Genomic DNA, 21,483 nt, shown 5'->3' with positions numbered 1-21,483 from the left:
ATTTCAACCTTATTTTTGTAAAATTATTGGTTCTTTGGTGGAGGAACGCCTGATCCTCTATTTAGGGTTAAACTTTGTGATCCTTGTAGATTAAACGGTGCTACGGTTGTTGAATTTGAGCTAGGCACAATAGATGCGTAAACTTTGTTTCTTTCTTGCATACTAGTGCTGTAGCCCTTTATATCTTCAAAGTCATTTGTTAGTGGTACTGCTTGCTTGCCTTTTGCACCTTGTGCAATGTAGAAAAGGTAATCTCGTTTTCCATCATTGTAGGTAGGGGAAAGCATTATAGAATTCTGCCTAGGGTGTTTAATGGAATCTTTTGTATTCTTAAAAACAACTTCATCTGGATAATTAGAGAAATAGAACCTTAAAGTCGAAATTTCTACATCGGCATCTGCAGCCTCTTGTTCTATAAAAGCTAAGTATTGCTTGATTGTTTTGTAGTCATAGTATACAAATCTACCAACATCAAATTCTTTGTCCTTTTTAAGAGTTCTATTTATAGAATCTTCGTAGTGTTGAATTAATGGCACTCTTCTTTTGCTATAAGAATCATACATATTCTGAGCTTCAGGTATGGCAATAAGTTGTGCAGGTGCTTTAACTACTGTTGGTTTTTCATTTTTGGGATCATTTTCTTTTTGCGGTTGATTGCAACTAACGATAGCTGTTAGGGCGAAGAATAGGGCGATTTTGATACTTAAGGTGGTTGGTCTTTTCATTTTCTTAGAATTAAAATTATTAATACGAAAATTGGTAAAAGACTGGGGGAGAGTTCTTTTGTAATGTGTTAAAGATATTAAAAAGAATAATAGTCGTCTATTTTTATATAAAGCCAGAATTTATAGGGTATAAAAAATCCCGATTTCTATATGAAATCGGGATTTTAAAATATAGGTTAGAATTGCTCTACTGATTCATCGTCATTAAGAACTCTTCGTTGTTTTTAGTTTGTTTAAAGCGTTGTTCGATAAATTCCATCGCTTCTACTGGGTTCATGTCTGCAAGGTACTTACGCATGATCCACATACGTTGTAGTGTCGCTTCATCTAATAATATGTCGTCTCTACGTGTACTAGAAGATGTAAGGTCAATGGCAGGGAAAATTCTTCTGTTCGCAATCTTACGATCCAATTGAAGTTCCATGTTACCGGTACCTTTGAATTCTTCAAAAATAACCTCGTCCATTTTAGATCCAGTTTCTGTTAATGCGGTAGCAATTATGGTAAGGGATCCGCCATTTTCAATATTTCGGGCAGCACCAAAGAATCTCTTAGGCTTGTGTAAAGCATTGGCATCAACACCACCACTTAATACTTTACCAGATGCTGGTTGCACTGTGTTGTATGCTCTTGCCAAACGTGTAATCGAATCTAAAAGAATTACAACATCATGACCACATTCTACTAAGCGCTTAGCTTTTTCTAAAACAATATTGGCTACACGTACGTGTTCTGTTGGTTCTTTGTCAAAAGTTGAAGCGACAACCTCGCCACGTACATTACGTTGCATGTCGGTAACCTCCTCAGGTCGTTCATCAATTAATAATATAATTTGATAAACTTCTGGGTGATTTGCAGCAATACCATTGGCAATATCTTTTAAAAGCATGGTTTTACCAGACTTTGGTTGAGATACGATCATACCTCTTTGTCCTTTTCCGATTGGGGAGAACAAATCGATAATACGCGTCGATATTGAGCTTTGGCGTTCTGCCAAATTAAATTTTTCTTGTGGGAATAACGGAGTCAAATGCTCGAATGACACACGGTCGCGAACTATTTGTGGGTCTATCCCGTTAATTTTATTCACCTTAATAAGTGGAAAATACTTTTCTCCTTCTTTTGGTGGTCTTACGTTACCTAATACGGTATCTCCTGTTTTTAATCCGAAAAGACGTATTTGCGATTGAGAAACATAAATATCATCAGGTGATGATAAGTAGTTGTAATCAGATGAGCGTAAAAATCCGTATCCATCTTGCATGATATCTAAAACACCTTCACTGGCGATAATAGAGTCAAACTCATACTCAGGTTCTTTGTACCTATTCTTTAGATCTTTGTCAAAATTACTTTTGTCGTGAGTAGGTCTCGGATTAGGTTTATTTTTATGATTGTTGTTCTGAGGCGAATTCTTTTTGTTAGGTTGGTTTGCAGCTTTTGGTCTTGGTCTTGGCCTTTTTTGCTCAACAGGTTCCTTAGAAACACTTTCTTGAGAATTTTCTGTTTTAGCTACATTAGCCTTTGCAGGTGCCACCTTTTCTGCTGCCACTTTCTCTGGAGCATTAGTTTCTTTGTTCGTATTTTTTTCAACACGAGGTCTAGGTCTTGGCTTTGGCTTCGGTTTTGGCTTTACTTCTGCAGGCTTGCTAACTTCTTCAGTAGTAGCTGGAGCTATCGCTGCGGCAACCTTCGGATTAGCGGCTTGTAAGTCCAAAATCTGATAAACTAAATCTAGTTTTTTTAAGGTTTTGAATTTAGGAACCTTAAGTCCTTTCGCAATTTCCTGTAATTCAGGTAGCTTTTTTGATTTTAAATCTGAAATCTCAAACATTAAGTAGTAGAATAAATTATAAGAGTTTGTATTGTAAGAAGTAAATATTTTATTTGGATAATCTAAAGGAGATAATTTCCTTACTGGTAGGCGTTATGACGTGATAACGTAGCAATATTACAAATTATTTTGAATAAAAGGGTTATATTTTTTGAAAAGACATGTATTTTTGCAGTGTAAAGTGGTAATTGATTTATGATTCAAAGAATACAGAGCCTTTATTTGATAGTTGTAGCAATACTTACGGGTATTCTACCGTTCTTCTTTAACCTATGGATACATGTCGATGGTACTGAAGTATTTGCAAATAATGAAATGCTTATTTCTATTGCCTTTTATGTAAGTACTGTTCTAGCAATATGGGCTATGGTACAATTTAAAAATAGAAAATCTCAGTTTGTCATAAACAGGCTGAACATGATATTGAATGTTTTTTTATTAGGATTTTTCGTTTACCGATCACTAAACTTATCCGGAGAGACTTTGGTCTCTGAGAAGGGTATTGGGATGCTGATTCCAGTATTTTCTATCATTTTTTTGGTTCTTGCTAACAAGGCTATAAAAAAGGATGAAGATCTTGTAAAATCTGTTGATCGCTTGCGTTAAACCTATAATCTTAGTAGTATTAGTGCGTTAAAACCCGGGGTAGTTTCCGGGTTTTTTTATGTCCTTACTTTTTAAATTCAAAACACTCCTTTCTTTAATTATCACAAAAACATCGCAGTTTTTCTATCTGCTGTGATACACTCTTTACTTTTTCTTGAATTCTTCGTGATACCACATTTCTATGTTTGTCCCAAGAAACAGCAAGGCTAACGATAGTCGTTAGTTACACTGTTTTATAAACTAAACATTTTAAAAATTACGATTATGAAAAACAGAAAATTTACTCTTGTATTATTGGCTAGTGTTATGACAACTTTCTTTATTAGTTGTTCAGATGATGATGGTGAAGTAGTGACAGTTACAGAAACTGTAGTTGAAACAGAAACGGTAGAAGTAGATTCGTCATTACCTGTCGGCGATTTAATGGTAACCTTAAGTGGTAACCTGGTTGCAGAGAGTGGTACACCAACACAAGGCTTAGTAGAGGTAGGTGTCGATACCGATGATACAAGTTTTGTTCGTTTTGCAGATGACTTTACTACTGAATTAGGTACTGGTACGGTTGGTATCTTTTTATCGACTTCTGAAGTTTTTACGCCAGATCCAGCTAACGGAAATCCAGATTTAATGCTTATTGGTAATGTAGCCGATAACGGTGAGATGTTTATTAAATTGAGCGAAACACCCGATGCTAAATATACACACATTGTTCTTTGGTGTGCTACAGCTAACATACCATTTGGTAATGTTGCTTTAAACTAATATAATTTTTTACTGCCTTTGGGAATAGAGACACATGATTCTGTTTTTCTATGTCTCCCAAAGGCTTTTTTTATTATGTGGTTTAAAACAACCCGCTTTACTTTAATATAACAGAATTATGAAAAAAATAAAAAACATCATATTTATATGCTGTTGCGTCTTCACTTTTTATGCCCAAGCGCAAAGTGGCTGGACAAGAGAGGCTAAAGGATTTTACCTTCAGGCATCGGCGGCACATTTCTCGTCAAATAAGTATTATACTACAGAAGGTAGATTGGCTGATCAAGGAAGTACTTTTAATACGAGTGCACTATTAATTTATGGTGAATACGGTATTTCAGATAGGTTTACGGCGATTGTTGATTTGCCATTGGTGCGTTTAAACAGTTTTAGTACGACGGAAACTGTTGGCGGTGTAGGTAATATACAATTAGGGGTAAAGTATAAATTATTAAAAAGCTTCCCGTTGTCTTTACAAGTAGCATTAGATATACCCACTAACGATGGTAGTAATTTTGCACAATCTAAGAATGCGAATGCACTTGGTGAGTTTGATGAAATTAACCTGCCAATTTCTGATGGGGAGTTTAATGTGTGGACAACCCTTGCGGCTTCGCACGGCTTTAAAAATGGTAAAACTTACGCTTCTGCTTTCTCAAGTGTTAATTTTAGAACAGAAGATTTTAGTAATCAATTTCAGGCTGGGGTAGAACTGGGTCATTTGTTTTTTGACAAACTCTATCTAATCGGTAAGCTAAAAATTCAAGAGCGATTATCTTCAGAAAACAATGTACAAAGCGGATCGTTCTTGTTTGGCGAGGGTACTGCTTTTACCAATTATGGTGTCACTTCTATGTACAAAGTGACTGATCATTTTAATGTGGTCGCCCAATATTCTGATTATGCCGGCTTTTTAGTTGATCGTAAGAATATTTATGATGGCGGTACATTTTCTTTAGGCGTTTCGTTTGAATATTAATTAGCTGAATACAGGATGTGGATAGAGAAGAACATCCTGTATTTTATCTTTTTCCTAGCTCTATAACTTCTAGGTTTTTAATATTATCACCTTCTATAACAAAACGTAACATGGTACGTACTTGGTGAAAACCATGTTTCCCACATGCACCTGGGTTCATATGTAATACTCCTAATTTCTTATCCATCATTACTTTTAGAATATGTGAATGCCCGCAAATGAATAATTTCGGCGGATTTTCTCTAATCATATCTCGAGTTCTCATATTATACTTAGGTGGGTATCCTCCTATATGAGTTATAAAAACATCTACGCCTTCACAAAAAAAACGGTTATTCTCAGGAAATTCTTTTTGAATTATATGGTCGTCAATATTACCATGCACTCCTTTTAAAGGTTTTAATTTCGCAATGGCATCTGTAACGTCTAAAGACCCTATATCACCGGCATGCCATACTTCATCTGCCCATTTTACATGCTTTAATATGGCATCGTCAATATGAGAATGAGTATCAGAAAGTAAGAGGATTTTGGTCATTTTTAGATTTCAATTTGATTGGGGAAATAGATTCGTTTTATAGAACAACTAATATTCTTATTTGACTTTGCTGGATCGAATGTTAAAACGTATCCTTTTTAATACCTTTGCGAAGTACAAAACTAGCACATACTTTTGAGATTCTTCATTCAATTTTCATACTTCGGTAAAGCTTATCATGGCTGGCAAAATCAGCCTAATGCCATAACTGTTCAAGAAGTGCTTGAGAACGGCATGTCTAAACTCTTAAATTTGCCTGTTTCGCTTATGGGTGCAGGTCGCACAGATACTGGTGTTCATGCCAAAGAAATGTACGCCCATTTTGATGTTGATGTTCTTGAGAATATTCCTGAATATATTTTTAGATTAAATTCTTTCTTACCAAACGATATTGCGGTTGATCGAATTTTTGAAGTAGAAGATGATGCACACGCACGCTTTCATGCTACGGCAAGAACTTATGAATATCATATCGATAAAAAGAAAGATCCTTTTTCTACAGATTTAGCTCATTTCGTAAAGAAGGACTTAGATATAGCTCAAATGAATAGTGCTGCAGCGTTGTTGTTGGGTAAAAAAGATTTTGAATGTTTTTCAAAATCGAATACAGATGTGTACACTAATATTTGCGACCTAAGAGAGGCAAAATGGGAGCTAAAAAATGATAAACTTGTTTTTACGATTACAGCAGATCGATTTCTGCGTAATATGGTTAGAGCCATTGTCGGAACATTAATTAATGTAGGATTGGGAAAATACCCCGCAGACTATGTTAATACCATACTAAAAAGCAAGGATAGAACAAAAGCAGGCGTTTCTGTTCCTGCAAAAGGATTATATTTGACCTCTATTGTTTACCCCAATACTATTTTAAAGAATGGATAAGGATTCTGGCAAAGCATTTGACACTCGTCTTTTTAAACGCTTACTCGCCTACACAAAACCGTACAAAATTACTTTTTATGGCGTTGCTTTGGCTGCCATATTATTGTCTTGTTTTGCGATTCTTACTCCCTTAATTGTCAAGAAAATTATTGATGAAGCCATAAAAGAAAGCAATGCAGAAATGTTGCTTTACTTAACCATTGCTATGTTGGTGGTGTTGCTTGGTCAAGTAATTTGTCAGCTGGCTTTTAATTATTACGCAAACTGGTTAGGCGAATCTGTCATTAAAGATGTTCGTATAAGTCTCTTCAAGAAAATGCTCTCTTTTAAAATGAAGTATTTCGATAATTCTTCGTTAGGCGTATTGGTAACGAGAGCTGTTGCAGATATGCAACGAATTGGCGAGATATTTAGTCAAGGTTTTTTCGTTATTGTGGCAGACTTGCTGAAAATGGTAGTTGCTGCCATTGTTATGCTATTCATAAATTGGAAACTCGCTTTAATAGTTTTTGCGTTATTACCTATAATAATGTACGCTACAAGATGGTTTCAAAAGGCTATGAAAGTGGCTTTTACAGAAGTTAGGGCAGAGGTTTCTAATCTAAATTCTTTTGTACAAGAGCGTATAACGGGTATGAAAATAGTTCAGCTATTTACTCGTGAAAAAATTGAGAGCGATAAGTTTAGGGAAATTAACGAAAAGCATAAAAAAGCTTGGCTGAAAACGGTTTGGTATAACTCCATTTTCTTCCCGATTGCTGAAATTGTTTCTTCACTTACCGTGGGGTTAATTGTTTGGTATGGCGGATTGCAAAATGTTGCTAATATATCTACGGATATAGCTGGTACAATTTTCGCTTTTATTATGTTGATCGATTTGCTTTTTAGACCACTTCGTCAAATTGCAGATAAGTTTAATACCCTACAAATGGGGATGGTTGCCGCCAACAGAGTTTTTAAAATTTTAGATACCGATAGTCATATTCAAAATATAGGTTCTTTTGAGAAAGATATAGTTAATGGCGATATCAAATTTGATAATGTTCATTTTGGGTACTTGGAAGATGAAGAGGTTTTACACGGAATTTCATTTGATGTAAAGGCAGGAGAAACAGTTGCTATTGTAGGTGCTACAGGTGCAGGTAAGAGTACGATAATTAATTTATTGAATAGGTTTTACGAGATTAACTCTGGTTCTATTTTGGTTGATGGTGTAGATATTAAAGAGTACAATTTATCTTTATTACGTTCGCATATCGCGGTGGTATTGCAAGATGTTTTTTTGTTTGCAGATACGATTGCAAATAATATTTCTTTAAAAAACCCAGCAATAAGTGTTTCTGATATTGAAAATGCAGCTAAAGCTATTGGTGTAGATGAGTTTATAACGAGTTTACCAGGCGGTTATCAGTATAATGTAAAAGAGAGAGGTACCATGCTTTCAAGTGGTCAGCGTCAGTTAATTGCATTTTTACGGGCTTATGTGAGTAATCCTAGTATTCTAATTTTAGATGAGGCTACATCATCTGTAGACACGTATTCTGAGCAGTTAATTCAGTCGGCGACTGATAAAATTACGCAAGGAAGAACTTCAATAGTTATTGCCCACCGTTTAGCTACTATTAAAAAAGCCGATAAAATTATTGTGATGGATGCCGGTAATATTGTAGAGACAGGTACACACAAACAACTGCTTAAAAAAGGTGGTTACTACAGTAATCTTTATGAAGCTCAGTTCTTAGCTGAGGAAGTAGCTTAATTATGGAGCCATTTTCTGAAAGGTGTCAGTGAAAAAAGCTAAATAAATGCCTATACCAATTGTAATAATTGTAAATAAGGTACCTATTAAAATTAGGAACAGAAATAGTTTTAATATGGTTTGCTTTATGGTCAGATTAAATAGTTTGTAAAATACCCAAGTAAAGAATCCTATTTGGAATATCATATTACCCATAGAAACATAATAAATAATTTTAGAGTTCCAAATGGTCAGTAAGTAGGCAATATTTATAATTATAGATAAATGTGAGTAAGCATAAATGTTAATTACAAAATGCTCACTTAAATTAAATTGCTTTTTATTGATAAACACAAGTCTAGAAATTAATGCCAAAAATGGCAGCATAGCCATGTAAAAGAGACTTTGATATTTTATTAGGTAAGCATTCCATTGTTTTTGAAAATCCTGTCCTAATTTTTCTGCTTCGGTAATTGAATCTCCAGATTTATATAGAAAATCAAAATCTAGAGCATTTGGGAAAAACTCAGAATATACATAAGCAAATAACCCTCCAAGGGTAATGGCTATAGTAAAATAGCTAATGGGGTTTAGGTATTTCTTTCTAACACCATTTATATAACCGCCAATTACTTCCTCAGGTTTTGTGAAAAGGTGTTTGAATGTTATTAGAAAAGTGTTGTCTATATTGAAAAAACGCTCAGTAGCATCATACCAAAGATTTTTTACTGTAAGTCTATTGCGAATTACCTTAGCACCACAATCGGGACAATAACTGAAATCGGTTCTTAGGTTGGTATGGCAGTTTTTGCATTCCACTATATCAAATCTTGTTTAAGCATATTCCCTAATTGGGTGATGGAGTCGTACAGCACAAATTCTCCGTTTTTTATATAAGAGATTAATCCGGTTTCTTCACTAACTACAATACTTAATGCATCGGTCTTTTCACTTATTCCTACTGCAGCTCTATGTCGTAACCCGAAACGCAGCGGAATATTACGCTCGTTAGAAACTGGTAAAATTACTCTTGTAGCAACAATATAATTCCCAACAATAACAGCCGCACCATCATGTAGTGTACTGTTCTTGTAAAAGATACTCTCAAGAATAGGTTGGTTAATCTCAATATTCATGCGATCACCTGTACTCTTTATAAAATCTAAGGAGTTGCTACGTTCGATAACCAAAATAGCACCTGTTTTGGTACTCGCCATTTTCTCGCATGCTTTTAATATGGCATCAACATCTGTGTCTGTCGATAAGCCTTCTTGCTTTAAGAATTTAAAATGCTTCACAAAATTTCTCTTGTTCGCGAAATTGGTAGAGCCTATCATTAATAGGAACTTTCTAATCTCTTGCTGAAAAACTATAATTAGTGCAATAAGTCCGACTTGCATAAATGCACCGACCATACTACTGATCATTTGCATGTCTAGCAATTCGGTCAGTTTCCAAAAAGCCCATACGATAACAATACCGATAAAAATATTGATGGCAACCGATCCTCTAACTAGTTTGTAGATGTAGTATAGTAGTACGGCAACAAATATGATGTCTAAAACATCTGTAATCCTAAAGTCAATAAAATTTAAAAAATCCAATCAGTACCGTTTTAGTAAAATTAAGAAAATTGATGACAACAAATTAATATAAACTTAGGCATTTAATTGTTCATAGAGTTTTACACATTCCATGGCTTCTTTAACATCATGAACTCGTACTATTTTTGCTCCTTTTTGTAAGCAGACCATATGTAATGCTGTTGTGCCATTTAATGCTTGGCTAGCAGTGGTGTCCAATGTTTTGTAAATCATTGATTTTCTGCTAATGCCTGCTAATATTGGGTGTTCAATGATATTCATGACTTCCATATGATTCAAAAGCTCATAGTTTTGTTCTAAATTCTTTGCAAAGCCAAAACCTGGGTCAATGATAATATCTTTTATTCCTAATGCTTTAGCAGCCACCAATCTTTCAGAAAAAAATGAAAGAACCTCTTTCAAAATATCTTTGTAATCTGTTTGTTGCTGCATGTTTTGTGGTGTGCCACGCATATGCATCATAATGTAAGGCACATGTAATTTTGCAACAGTGCTTAGCATTTTATCATCCTGCAATCCCGCAGAAATATCATTAATTATGGCAGCGCCATTTTCAATACATGCTTTTGCAACACTACTTCTAAACGTATCTATAGATAGTATGGTTTCTGGAAAATTCTTAAGAATTAAGCTGACAATTGGTACTATCCGTTTTAACTCGGTAGCTTCATCAACTTCTAAAGCACCTGGTCTTGAACTATAAGCGCCAATGTCAATAAAACAAGCTCCTTCGTTCAGCATTTTTTCAACCTGATTTAGAACACTCTTTTCGTCTTTGTATTTTCCGCCATCGAAAAAGGAATCAGGAGTAACATTCAAAATACCCATTACCTTGGGCTGTTCTAATGATAAAAGTTTACCGTTGCAATTTATGGTCATTATCAATTTTTAAAAGGAATTTGTGGCATTTTCCAAGTTTAAACCGTCAATCTTGATGGTTCCAATTTTTTAAGCGAAATTTACACAAATTAGATAGAATTACATGCTAGATACGGCAAAGGAATACGATGAGGTTATTGAGGTTTGTTTAAATCTGTACGAGAAAAAAATGACAGATTATGGTAGCGCATGGCGAATTTTAAGATTGCCATCGCTAACAGATCAAATATTTATTAAGGCACAACGTATACGTAGTCTTCAAGAGAACGATGTTCGTAAGGTTGATGAAGGTGAACGTTCAGAGTTTATCGGTATCATCAATTATTCGGTAATGGCATTAATTCAATTAGAACTTGGTGTTGCAGATCAGCCCGATTTAAATACCCAAAAAGCGGTAGAATTATATGCAAAGCATATTAAGGTTACCAAAGAATTGATGTTGAACAAGAATCATGATTATGGTGAAGCTTGGCGAGATATGAGAGTTAGTTCTCTTACAGATTTAATTTTGCAGAAATTACTTCGAGTAAAACAGATAGAAGATAATAAGGGTAAAACATTGGTAAGCGAAGGTATAGATGCTAATTATCAAGACATGATTAATTATGCGGTTTTTGCATTGATACATTTAGGTTCAGAATCAAAATAATAATAAGAATGAAGTATTTAGTAGGTGTCGTAAGAATTTTTGTTGGTATACTTTTTATTATAAGCGGATTTATAAAACTGAATGATCCCGTTGGATTTTCTTTTAAGTTAGAAGAATATTTTAGTCAGGGTGTGTTAGACTTACCTTTTCTAACTCCTTTTGCTTTATCAATTTCAATTCTTGTGGTGATTTTTGAGGTCATGGTTGGTGTAATGCTCATTTTGGGTTACAAACGAAAAATTACTATATGGACGCTGATCGCTATGATCGTGTTCTTTACATTTCTAACCTTTTATTCGGCTTACTTTAATAAAGTAACTGATTGTGGATGTTTTGGTGATGCTATAAAGCTGACACCTTGGGAGTCTTTTACAAAAGATGTAGTGCTGTTAGTACTTATTTTAATCATATATGTCGGTAGAAAATATATAACACCGTTGGTAAATTCGAAAGTCTTGACGACAGTTCTTGCAGCATCGTTTTTTGCATGTGTTGGTTACGTATATTATGTATTAAACCACTTGCCAGTAATAGATTTTAGACCTTATGAAATAGGTAAGAACATCGAAGATGGTATGAGTACACCAGATGATGCGCCAAAAGCTATTTTTGAATACAGATGGAAGTTCGATGTAAACGGAACTGAAGAAATTCATATTAGTAATGGAGATTACCCAACTGTAGAAGGTGAGTTTATAGATGTTGAAACCGAAGAGATTCAGGCTGGTTATGAACCTCCAGTTCATGATTTTACCATAGAGCAAGAAGGTGAAGATTTTGCCGCTTCTTTATTACAAGAACCTAAATTGGTTATGGTCATAGCATACGATTTAAGAAAATCGAATTTAGAAGAATTCAAGAATATTAAAACAGTAGCCGACAAAGCTATAAAAGCTGGATATAAAGTAATAGGTATGTCAGCCTCTGGACCAGATCAAACTGATGCTTTGGTAAAAGAGAATAACTTAGGTTTTGATTTTTACTTTACCGATGAGACGACACTGAAGACTATTGTAAGATCAAACCCCGGAGTGTTGGTTCTAGAAAAGGGAACCATAAAACAGAAAGTACATTACAACGACTTAGAAGATTTAATCTTCAATTAAGATAATAAACTGAAATAGTATAATTAGAAATAAAACAACATGAGAGCAAAGATAGTAGCAGGTAACTGGAAGATGAATAAGAATTTGGCAGAGACTGAAACACTTTTAGCAGAGCTGTCGGCAAAATTGCCAGATACCAATGCAGAAGTTATGGTAGCACCAACATATGTAAACTTGGCTAGTGCGGTACATGCTTTAGAAAGTTCTAAAATCGAAGTTATTGCACAAAACATGCATTATGCTGAAAGTGGTGCTTTTACTGGTGAAATTTCTGCAGATATGTTATTGAATATTGGCATTGATACTGCAATTATAGGGCACTCTGAAAGAAGAGCTTATTTTGGTGAAGGCGATGAGATTCTTTCAAAGAAAGTAACTACAGCTTTAAATAAAGGCATTCGTGTTATGTTCTGTTTCGGTGAGGAATTAGATGATCGTAAATCTGGTAACCATTTTAATTTAGTTGAAAGCCAGTTAAAGAATGTACTATTTAATTTAGAGCCATCAGCTTGGACTAATATTGTTTTGGCATACGAGCCAGTTTGGGCAATTGGTACGGGTGAGACTGCTTCTCCTGAACAAGCGCAAGAAATGCATGCATTTATTCGTAAAACTATTTCAGAAGCATTTGATGCTACTATAGCGAATAATGTAACTATTCTTTACGGTGGTAGTGTTAAGCCAGGTAATGCAGAAGAGATTTTTTCTAAACCAGATGTTGACGGTGGTTTAATCGGTGGTGCTTCATTAGTTGCTGACGATTTTATTGCGATTATTAAAGCTATTTAAGCGAAGTATTTAAAATGAGCGATACAGTATATATTGAATACCGTTTTACGGTAAAACCTAAAGATCCGGCTTCAGACCTTCTCATTGCAGAATTGGGTGAAGTCGGTTTTGAGAGTTTTGTTGAAGAAGATGATGATGTGTTGGCATACATTCAAAAAACTGATTGGTCTGAAGGTATGTTAGCTGATCTTCCGATACTACAGAATCCGAGATATACATTTACTTACGACTATAAAGAAATAGAACAAGAGAACTGGAACGCTACTTGGGAGCAAAATTTTCAACCTATTATTGTTGATGATATTTGTATGATAAGAGCCCCTTTTCATGAGGCAATTGATGTGGATTATGACATTGTTATTGAACCTAAAATGAGTTTCGGTACAGGTCATCATGAAACAACCCATATGATGCTACAGCATATTTTACAGTTAGATGTAAAAGCTAAAACGGTGTTAGATATGGGTAGTGGCACAGGGGTTTTAGCGATTCTTGCGGGTATGCGTGGTGCTACTACCATAGATGCCATCGACATTGATAATTGGTGTTATTTAAACGCGAAGGAGAATGTTGAGCGTAATAAAATGGACTTCATTTCTGTTTATGAAGGTGATGTGGCATTACTAGAGGGGAAGAAGTATGATTTGATCATTGCAAATATCAATAGAAACATTTTGTTGGCAGATTTACCGAGCTATGCGAAATCTTTAAATACAGGTGGTACTTTGTTATTAAGTGGTTTTTATACTGAAGACCTAGATATGATTACGCAAAAGTGTACGGAGTTAGCGTTAAAGTTTGAAAAAAACCTTGAACGTAATAATTGGGTTGCCGCAAAATATGTAAATTAGAAGGTATTAATTGGAATATGATGAGCACAAGAGAAGAAGTTTCCGAAGAATTACTTTTAGAAGAAGAAACGGTTCAACAAAATGAAATCGTTCTTTTTAATGATGAGGTCAATACTTTTGACCATGTTATAAATACATTAATGTCTGTTTGTGAGCATTCACCAGAACAGGCTGAACAATGTTCTTTAATAGTGCATTACAAAGGTAAGTGTACGGTTAAGACTGGTGAGTATGAAGAATTGAAACCACAATGTTCTAAATTACTACAAGCCGGACTGAGTGCAGAAATTGTTTAAATCAGGCTTCATAAATTATAGAAGTGTAAAATAGTATTGAAATAAAAAAATCCCTTGAACTTGGTTCAAGGGATTTTTTTATTTCAATTAAACTCTTAAAAGAAATTTCAATAAGTCTTTAAATCTATTAAGCTTATACTAAAGGTACTCCGTTCAATCGCTTCTCGATTTTCTTCTTTTTGACTGTAACTTCTTTCATTACATCCATTAAGTTAGAATCTTTAGTTTCCTTATATATTTCATTAATGCTTAAAATAAGTGCTTTTGCCTCTCTCGATGCCTCTACTCGGTCACTAGTAGACATATTACTCATTTTTCGACCTATAAATTCCTGAGCTTTTTCAAGTAACTCCATTTGCTTCTTTTTTTTCAAAGTTAACATAATATTCAAATTACGCAATTCTTTGTCAATTGTATATAGTTATGAGGCTATTAGATAATAGTATTTATGAACAATTTAACGAAATAGGGGTGTTTTGAGCGCTTTTTTTCAATTTGAATGTTAATTTTTATTGTCCGATTGGTGTTTTTTCAATCTTTTTTGACAAAGTATGAGAAAAATTACGTTTAATTCAGTGTATTTGAGTAGTTGATTATGATATACTTATTTTCAAGAACTAAAATTGTTTATAAATGTAATTTTAGGTGTAATTACACAAATATATCTAAAATTAGATATATTTGTGTAATCGATTGCATAAAATTGAAGATGACTTGTAAAGCAACTTCTAAGCGCTCTATGTTGTTATACTGTGAGTTTTGAATGTAGGTTTACTTTTTGTGCTGAATTGAATTAGTTTTTCGAAATCGAAACTAATTGGTTCCTAGTTTTATGTTATTGATGTTTTTAAATACATGGTAAGTTGTACTTGATAGAAAAATTTAAAACTACAATTGAAGAATTATAATATGATAAAAAACAAAACCTTTATAACTGATGATTTTCTATTAGAAAATAAATTTGCGCAAAGGCTCTATTATGATTATGCTTCGGAAATGCCAATTATAGATTACCATTGTCATTTGCCACCAGATGAAATCGCAAATAATCGTCAGTTCGAAAATCTTACCAAAATTTGGAATGATGGCGACCATTATAAATGGCGTGCGATGCGAACTTTTGGTATTGATGAAAAATACATTACCGGTAACGCTCCAGACAAAGAGAAATTTCTTGAATGGGGTAAAGCGGTGCCTTATACATTAAGAAACCCCTTGTATCATTGGACGCATTTAGAACTTAAACGCTATTTTGATATTGATTTACTGTTAAATGCTGACACTGCTAGTGACATATATGAAGAGGCAACAGCAAAACTTCAAACTTCAGAATATAGCTGTCAAAGTTTAATTAAAAAGATGAATGTAGAGGTTATTTGTACTACTGAAGATCCTATTGATAGTTTAGATCATCACGTTAAAATAAAGAATAGTGATTTCAATACAACAGTGAGTACGGCATTCAGACCAGATAAGGCTATTGTGATTTCTAATGATACATACCTTGAGTATTTAGAAAAACTTTCTGCTGTTAGCAACGTAAACATCGATTCTTATAAATCTTTGTGCGATGCGCTTTCTGTGCGATTAGATTATTTTGCTGAAAATGGATGCACATTATCGGATCATGGTCTTAGCTATGTTCCGTTTAGAGCATTTACAGATGCCGAAATTGAAAATATTTTTCAAAAAAGAAAAGAGAAAAAGCAATTGTCTTTAGAGGAAGATGAAAAATTTCAAACGGCAATCTTATTATTTCTATGTGAACAATACCATTCTCGAGGATGGATACAGCAATTTCACCTTGGCGCATTACGAAATAATAACGCCAGAATGACCCGTATTTTAGGTCCCGATACCGGTTGGGATTCTATCGGAGATTATTCTCAGGCAAGAACCCTTTCCAGCTTTTTAAATGCTTTAGATTCTAAAGATAAGCTTACTAAAACTATATTATACAATCTAAATCCGTCAGATAATGAAGTTCTAGCGACAATGATCGGTAATTACAATGATGGTAAGGTTAAAGGTAAAATGCAGTTTGGTTCTGGTTGGTGGTTTATGGATCAAAAAGATGGTATGACCAGGCAGCTTAATGCATTGTCTAATATGGGGTTAATTAGTTGTTTTATAGGGATGTTGACAGATTCAAGATCTTTTCTTTCATACCCTAGGCATGAATATTTTAGACGAATTGTGTGTAATCTTTTTGGTCAAGAAATGCAAAGGGGAGAATTACCTCAGGATTTTGAATTGGTGGCGCAAATTATACAAGATATTAGTTATAATAACGCAAAGGAGTATTTCAAATTTTAATTCCTCGTTCACAGGAGAGAAGTTGTTCATTTAAAAATTGCGGAAATCATAAGCCGTTTAATCCAATACTATGAAAAGTATAAAAATACTAACGCTCTTTATTTTGGTCGTAACCTTTTTAGGTTGTGAAATACAGACCAATGTAAAGACATTGCGTTTGGGACATGGTTTAGATGTTAGCCATTCTGTACACAAGGCAATGGTTAAAATGGGCGAAGATCTATTGGAAAGATCTGGTGGGAAATTAAAACTTGAAATTTACCCTAGTCAACAATTAGGAACCGAGCGAGAATGTTTAGAACTATTGCAAATAGGTAGTTTAGATATGACCAAAGTGTCTGTTGGGGTATTAGAGAATTTTGCGCCTAAAATGAAAGTACTTGGTTTACCTTTTCTATTTAGAGATCGTCAACATTCTTTTGACGTGCTTGACGGACCAATTGGTGAAATGCTTTTAAACGAAGGCGATAAATATTGGCTAAAGGGTCTAGGGTATTATGATGCTGGTAGTCGTAGTTTTTATACGATGAACAAGCCTATTGAAAAGCCAGATGATCTTATCGGCGAAAAAATAAGAGTGATGGAAAGTGCTACTGCCGTAAATATGGTAAAAGCACTTGGGGGTTCACCAACTCCTATTTCATGGGGAGAATTGTACACATCGCTACAGCAAGGTGTTGTTGATGGGGCAGAGAACAATCCACCAAGTTTTTATCTGTCTAGACATTATGAAGTTTGTAAATACTATTCATTAGATGAACATACTGTACTACCAGATGTTTTATTAATCGGAACTTATGTCTATGATAAACTGAACGAACAAGAAAAGAAGTGGCTGAATGAATCAGTGAAAGAATCGGTAAAATACCAGCGTATTCTTTGGGCACAAGCAGAAGAGGAAGCTTTACGGGAAGTTCAAAAAGCAGGCGTGCAAATCATTAGACCAGATAAAACACTTTTTGCGGAGAAAGTAAAAAGCATTTTTGAAGGATATAAAGAAGATGAGGAAATGTATTCGCTAATCAAAGAAATTCAAGAAACCAACTAGCTGCTATGCGTAACAAAATAGATTCCGTTTTAGGTAAAACATTGGTATTGATTATGTCTGTTATGGTCATAAATGTACTATGGCAAGTATTTACAAGATATGTAACTGGTAACCCTAGCTCATTTACAGATGAGCTGGCTCGTTATCTTATGATTTGGATTGGAGTTCTTGGAGCTGCATACGTTTCAGGGCGAAATTTACATGTTGCTATTGATATTTTACCATTACGGCAGAGTAAGAAAACACAGAAAAAATTGAAGATAATTGTAACTATTTTAATTATTCTATTTGTCTTTTTCGCTTTTGTAATAGGTGGATCAAGGTTGGTATATATCTCTTATGTTTTAGGACAACAATCGCCAGCATTGCAATTACCACTAGCAGTAGTTTATCTTATAATTCCAATTAGCGGTTTGTTGATTATGTATTACAAAATATCTGACCTAAAAAACAGCAACTCATGATGGATCATTTACCTATTCTTGTTTTAGTACTAAGCTTCATATGCTTATTATCTATAGGCACACCTGTTGCCTGGAGTATTGCAATCTCATCTTTATTGACCATGTTGGTGAGTATACCTGCAATGCCAGCATTTACAACAGTATCGCAACGAATGGCTACTGGGTTAGATAGTTTTGCCCTGTTGGCAATTCCGTTTTTTGTACTATCGGGAGAGCTTATGAATAAAGGAGGTATTGCGCATAGACTTATCGCCTTTGCAAAGACATTGGTAGGCTCTTTTCCTGGCGGATTAGCTTTAATAAACGTCATAGCCGCTATGTTAATGGGAGCGATTGCGGGATCAGCAATGGCATCTGCCTCTGCCATGGGAAGTATCTTAGGTCCTGAGATGGAAAAAGAAGGGTATTCCAAAGAATTTGGTGCTGCAGTAAATATAACTTCGGCAACTACAGGTTTAATAATTCCTCCAAGTAATGTATTAATCGTTTACTCTTTGGCAAGTGGTGGTGCATCTATAGCAGCATTATTCTTAGCAGGATATATTCCCGGAATAATGACAGGATTATTTCTCATGATCGTCGCATCTTTTTGGGCTAAGAAAAAGAAATATAAAGTAGGAAAACGCAGCAGCTTAAAACAAGTAGGTAAAACATTTATTGATGCTCTGCCTAGTCTTTTTATGCTGGTTGTGGTAATTGGTGGTATTGTTACCGGAATTTTTACAGCTACTGAGGCATCTGCTATTGCGGTATTATATAGTTTAATTCTTGGCTTTATTTATAAGGAGATTACCTTGCCGAAATTGCCACAAATATTATTAGATTCTTCAGCTACTACAGCAATAGTTATGTTGCTGATTGGGTCATCTATGTGTATGTCTTGGGCATTGTCTTATGAAAATATTCCGCAAGATATCAGCTCCGGACTCCTAAGTTTAAGTGATAACAAGATTGTCATTCTTTTGATCATCAATTTGCTTTTATTGTTTGTAGGTATTTTTATGGACATGACTCCTGCAGTGTTAATTTTTACTCCGATATTCTTACCTGTCGTTACAAAATTAGGACTAGACCCTGTACATTTCGGCATCATCATGGTGTTGAATTTATGTATAGGTTTGTGCACACCGCCTGTAGGTTCGGTATTGTTTGTTGGGGTAGGTGTGGCTAAAACTACTATAGAAAAGGTATTTAAACCCTTGCTACCGTTATTTATAGCAATGATTGTTGCGTTATTCTTAGTTACATATATTCCCCAATTAAGCTTATGGTTGCCAAGTTTATTTGATTTGTAGCATTGCGCTATTATTATTAAAAGCTGAATTGAGATTGTAGGTAGATGTAATTATAATTTACTTGTGTTTGTTAGATGATTTTCTAACAATCAATTTAGCAGGTAGCACAACGTCTTTATGAATTTTCACGTCTTGTTTACTTTCTATCTGCTCTAAGAATACTTTTGCAGCCATTTTTCCCATTTCTACGGGTGACTGATCTACAGAGCTAATAGATGGTTCTAAAAATTGAGTAAAGGGTTCATTACTAAATCCTACTACACTAAAATCTTCTGGTATTTTTACAGCTATACTTTGTAGGTATTTTACAGCTCCCAACAATCCATTATCTGTAGAAGAGAAAATAGCATCGGGTGGTACAGGTAAGTTCATGAGTTTTTCAGCAGCTTCTTTACCTGCTTCCATATCACTTTTTAAGGTAATTACGTAATCGCTATTGTAGGCTACACCATGTTTTGAAAGTGCATCTTTATAGCCTTTAAATCTGTTATTATACAGTTCAATATTTTGGTTCACATTAAAATGGGCTATTCTTTTGCAGCCTTGGTTTATTAAATGTTCAGTTGCATCGAAGCCACCTTGATAATCGTCTATGGTTACCGTACTTATATCATCAAAATGTAAAACACGATCAAAAAATATAAAGGGAGAAGATTTTTTTAAAACCTGATGTAATTGATTTTTATTCTCATTTGTAAAAGAGGTAGACACAAGAATGCCATCGACCTGGGCATTTATCAAATTTTGAATAATCTTTTTTTCACGATCATTTTCCTCATGAGTTTGAGAGATGATAACGTGAAATCCTTTAGGGTAGAGTTCTTCTTCAATACCGCGAATAACAGAGGCAAAAAAGTTTTTATTAATGAAAGGTACAACGACACCTACATTGTTACTCTTACCACTTTTAAGTGCCACTGCGAGCCTATTTTGTTTGTAATTTAATTTTGTTGCTGCGGCAAGAACAAGATCACGAGTTTTTTCGCTTATTTTAGGATTATTGTTTAAAGCCCTAGAAACAGTGGCTGCGGTAATATTCAGCTCTTTTGCAATATCGTAAATGGTAGCTTTCTTGCTCATAGATAAGTGTAGGCTAATTTACGATTATTGAATTATAAGGTATATTTAAACGGCTATAAAATTTATAGCTTTATTAAATTTTAAAACTACAACCTTCTTCAATTTTCTTTTGATATTTATCTTCATCTACTTCAAATAGAAAAGCTCCTTTTTTAGAAGAGCTCATATCTTTTTCGTTCGTTTTCTTTAAAAGATCGAAAGAATTAAATTTATTGATGAAATTTCTTTTATCCAATTCAGTATCTAAAATGGCCTCATACATTTTTTGAAGTTGGCGCATGGTAAACTTTTCGGGTAAAAGTTCGAATCCGATGGGTTTATTGCTAATTTTATTTTGAAGTAATTTGAGAGCATCTTTTACCATGTCATTATGGTCAAAAATCAATTCAGGACAATCTTTAAGATCAAACCATTTAATAGGGTTTTGCTTTAAAAGATCTTTACAATGATGTGCGATATCAATTAACGCAAAATAAGATACAGATATAGTTCTTTCTTCGGGATCACGGTCTAATTTAGAATACGAGTGAACCTGATCCATGTAAATATTATTCAAACCTGTTAGATGGTTAAGAATTCTTGTAGCTGCTGCATCTAAATCTTCCTCTTTTTTAAGAAAACCACCTATAAGGGACCATTCTCCCTTTGCTGGTTCAAAGTCCCTTTGAACGAGTAAAATTTTTAATTCTTCTTGATAAAATCCAAATATAATACAATCTACAGCAAGTAAGACTTTGTCTTCTTTGCAATAATTATTCAAAACCATTTTTTAATTTTTGCGTGCCTAAATTAGTAAGATTGAATCAAATAAAACTGTTTTAAATACGAAAAGGTTTGAGCACTATTATTATTTAGTTGCCTATTATTAAATATGTTAATGAATTTTTTGATGTGTATTGCGTAATTTAATCTAAACGAAACGCTGCTGCAATATTACGTCAGTAAGTGTGAAATACAGAGCGCATCAAATTTTAAGTAATACTGTCCATAACACTAATTTAACTTATTTCAAATATTTTATAATGAACTCAAATTAATT

Annotated in this window: 23 protein-coding genes; 14 read left to right on the top strand and 9 right to left on the bottom strand. The window is 34.3% G+C overall.

Going from position 1 to position 21,483, the window contains the following annotated elements; all coding sequences use genetic code 11:
- Nucleotides 1–23: 23 nt before the first annotated feature.
- Both ACJJVT_RS11720 and rho read right to left on the bottom strand, forming a co-directional pair.
- Entirely contained in the window at nt 24–725 is a 702-nt protein-coding gene (locus ACJJVT_RS11720; protein ID WP_405398864.1) for a hypothetical protein, read from the bottom strand.
- Nucleotides 726–912: 187 nt separating this feature from the next.
- Nucleotides 913–2,559 (bottom strand): transcription termination factor Rho, encoded by a 1,647-nt coding sequence (rho, locus tag ACJJVT_RS11715; protein ID WP_405398862.1) that lies wholly within the window; start codon nt 2,557–2,559, stop codon nt 913–915.
- Nucleotides 2,560–2,754: 195 nt separating this feature from the next.
- Between rho and ACJJVT_RS11710 the strand changes: the two genes are divergently transcribed.
- The 3 genes from ACJJVT_RS11710 to ACJJVT_RS11700 all read left to right on the top strand — a co-directional run bounded on the left by ACJJVT_RS11710 (nt 2,755) and on the right by ACJJVT_RS11700 (nt 4,906).
- On the top strand, nt 2,755–3,165 hold the full coding sequence (locus ACJJVT_RS11710; RefSeq protein WP_133686632.1) for a DUF4293 domain-containing protein: 411 nt from the start codon (nt 2,755–2,757) through the stop codon (nt 3,163–3,165).
- Between the two features lie 264 nt (nt 3,166–3,429).
- Entirely contained in the window at nt 3,430–3,927 is a 498-nt protein-coding gene (locus tag ACJJVT_RS11705; RefSeq protein ID WP_405398860.1) for a hypothetical protein, read from the top strand.
- Nucleotides 3,928–4,045: 118 nt separating this feature from the next.
- A complete protein-coding gene (locus tag ACJJVT_RS11700; RefSeq protein WP_405398859.1) occupies nt 4,046–4,906 on the top strand; it encodes a hypothetical protein in 861 nt (286 codons plus the stop codon).
- A gap of 43 nt (nt 4,907–4,949) precedes the next feature.
- Here the strand turns inward: ACJJVT_RS11700 and ACJJVT_RS11695 are convergent, their stop codons facing one another.
- Entirely contained in the window at nt 4,950–5,444 is a 495-nt protein-coding gene (locus ACJJVT_RS11695) for a metallophosphoesterase family protein (RefSeq protein ID WP_405398857.1), read from the bottom strand.
- Between the two features lie 135 nt (nt 5,445–5,579).
- On the opposite strand from ACJJVT_RS11695, the gene truA reads away from it, so the two are divergent.
- Both truA and ACJJVT_RS11685 read left to right on the top strand, forming a co-directional pair.
- Nucleotides 5,580–6,329, top strand: a complete 750-nt coding sequence (truA, locus tag ACJJVT_RS11690; RefSeq protein ID WP_405398855.1) for a tRNA pseudouridine(38-40) synthase TruA — start codon at nt 5,580–5,582, stop codon at nt 6,327–6,329.
- Nucleotides 6,322–8,088, top strand: coding sequence for an ABC transporter ATP-binding protein (locus ACJJVT_RS11685; protein ID WP_405398853.1), 1,767 nt, complete (start codon nt 6,322–6,324; stop codon nt 8,086–8,088). The genes truA and ACJJVT_RS11685 overlap by 8 nt, the downstream gene beginning before the upstream one ends.
- On the opposite strand, the gene ACJJVT_RS11680 is transcribed toward ACJJVT_RS11685, so the two are convergent.
- The 3 genes from ACJJVT_RS11680 to folP are packed head-to-tail and all read right to left on the bottom strand — an operon-like array spanning nt 8,089 to nt 10,550.
- Nucleotides 8,089–8,886 carry a DUF3667 domain-containing protein gene (locus ACJJVT_RS11680; RefSeq protein WP_405398851.1) on the bottom strand — a complete coding sequence of 266 codons (798 nt, stop codon included), beginning with the start codon at nt 8,884–8,886 and terminating at the stop codon, nt 8,089–8,091.
- On the bottom strand, nt 8,886–9,671 hold the full coding sequence (locus ACJJVT_RS11675) for a diadenylate cyclase (RefSeq protein WP_405398850.1): 786 nt from the start codon (nt 9,669–9,671) through the stop codon (nt 8,886–8,888). Before ACJJVT_RS11675 ends, ACJJVT_RS11680 begins: the two co-directional genes overlap by 1 nt.
- Before the next feature lie 54 nt (nt 9,672–9,725).
- Complete coding sequence (gene folP, locus ACJJVT_RS11670; RefSeq protein WP_405398849.1) at nt 9,726–10,550, bottom strand: dihydropteroate synthase; 825 nt, start codon at nt 10,548–10,550, stop codon at nt 9,726–9,728.
- Nucleotides 10,551–10,653: 103 nt separating this feature from the next.
- Between folP and ACJJVT_RS11665 the strand changes: the two genes are divergently transcribed.
- The 5 genes from ACJJVT_RS11665 to ACJJVT_RS11645 are packed head-to-tail and all read left to right on the top strand — an operon-like array spanning nt 10,654 to nt 14,241.
- Nucleotides 10,654–11,199 carry a DUF1599 domain-containing protein gene (locus ACJJVT_RS11665; RefSeq protein WP_405398847.1) on the top strand — a complete coding sequence of 182 codons (546 nt, stop codon included), beginning with the start codon at nt 10,654–10,656 and terminating at the stop codon, nt 11,197–11,199.
- Between the two features lie 8 nt (nt 11,200–11,207).
- The gene (locus ACJJVT_RS11660) at nt 11,208–12,305 is read left to right on the top strand and encodes a BT_3928 family protein (RefSeq protein WP_405398846.1); all 1,098 of its coding nucleotides are present in this window, start codon (nt 11,208–11,210) and stop codon (nt 12,303–12,305) included.
- Between the two features lie 39 nt (nt 12,306–12,344).
- Complete coding sequence (gene tpiA / locus ACJJVT_RS11655; protein ID WP_405398844.1) at nt 12,345–13,094, top strand: triose-phosphate isomerase; 750 nt, start codon at nt 12,345–12,347, stop codon at nt 13,092–13,094.
- 14 nt (nt 13,095–13,108) lie between these two features.
- Entirely contained in the window at nt 13,109–13,945 is an 837-nt protein-coding gene (prmA, locus tag ACJJVT_RS11650) for a 50S ribosomal protein L11 methyltransferase (protein WP_405398842.1), read from the top strand.
- Between the two features lie 20 nt (nt 13,946–13,965).
- The gene (locus tag ACJJVT_RS11645) at nt 13,966–14,241 is read left to right on the top strand and encodes an ATP-dependent Clp protease adaptor ClpS (protein ID WP_303598247.1); all 276 of its coding nucleotides are present in this window, start codon (nt 13,966–13,968) and stop codon (nt 14,239–14,241) included.
- 133 nt (nt 14,242–14,374) lie between these two features.
- Here the strand turns inward: ACJJVT_RS11645 and ACJJVT_RS11640 are convergent, their stop codons facing one another.
- Complete coding sequence (locus ACJJVT_RS11640; protein WP_036157855.1) at nt 14,375–14,596, bottom strand: hypothetical protein; 222 nt, start codon at nt 14,594–14,596, stop codon at nt 14,375–14,377.
- 554 nt (nt 14,597–15,150) lie between these two features.
- Between ACJJVT_RS11640 and uxaC the strand changes: the two genes are divergently transcribed.
- From uxaC to ACJJVT_RS11620, 4 genes are all read left to right on the top strand, one after another.
- Nucleotides 15,151–16,557: a glucuronate isomerase gene (uxaC, locus tag ACJJVT_RS11635; protein ID WP_405398840.1), complete on the top strand. Its 1,407-nt coding sequence runs from the start codon at nt 15,151–15,153 to the stop codon at nt 16,555–16,557.
- A 70-nt stretch (nt 16,558–16,627) separates the two neighbouring features.
- Nucleotides 16,628–17,605 carry a TRAP transporter substrate-binding protein gene (locus ACJJVT_RS11630; protein WP_405398839.1) on the top strand — a complete coding sequence of 326 codons (978 nt, stop codon included), beginning with the start codon at nt 16,628–16,630 and terminating at the stop codon, nt 17,603–17,605.
- A gap of 5 nt (nt 17,606–17,610) precedes the next feature.
- The gene (locus tag ACJJVT_RS11625; RefSeq protein ID WP_405398838.1) at nt 17,611–18,069 is read left to right on the top strand and encodes a TRAP transporter small permease; all 459 of its coding nucleotides are present in this window, start codon (nt 17,611–17,613) and stop codon (nt 18,067–18,069) included.
- Entirely contained in the window at nt 18,069–19,364 is a 1,296-nt protein-coding gene (locus tag ACJJVT_RS11620; RefSeq protein ID WP_405398966.1) for a TRAP transporter large permease, read from the top strand. Before ACJJVT_RS11625 ends, ACJJVT_RS11620 begins: the two co-directional genes overlap by 1 nt.
- 57 nt (nt 19,365–19,421) lie before the next feature.
- Here ACJJVT_RS11620 and ACJJVT_RS11615 read toward each other — a convergent pair whose 3' ends face one another.
- The gene (locus ACJJVT_RS11615) at nt 19,422–20,444 is read right to left on the bottom strand and encodes a LacI family DNA-binding transcriptional regulator (protein ID WP_405398837.1); all 1,023 of its coding nucleotides are present in this window, start codon (nt 20,442–20,444) and stop codon (nt 19,422–19,424) included.
- A gap of 73 nt (nt 20,445–20,517) precedes the next feature.
- On the bottom strand, nt 20,518–21,210 hold the full coding sequence (locus tag ACJJVT_RS11610; protein ID WP_405398835.1) for an NUDIX hydrolase: 693 nt from the start codon (nt 21,208–21,210) through the stop codon (nt 20,518–20,520).
- Between the last annotated feature and the right edge of the window lie 273 nt (nt 21,211–21,483).

This window comes from Maribacter sp. Asnod2-G09, from assembly GCF_045063795.1.
GTDB lineage: Bacteria > Bacteroidota > Bacteroidia > Flavobacteriales > Flavobacteriaceae > Maribacter.
Note: the sequence above shows the minus strand (reverse complement) of the source record. Positions and strands in the feature narration are given on the sequence as shown.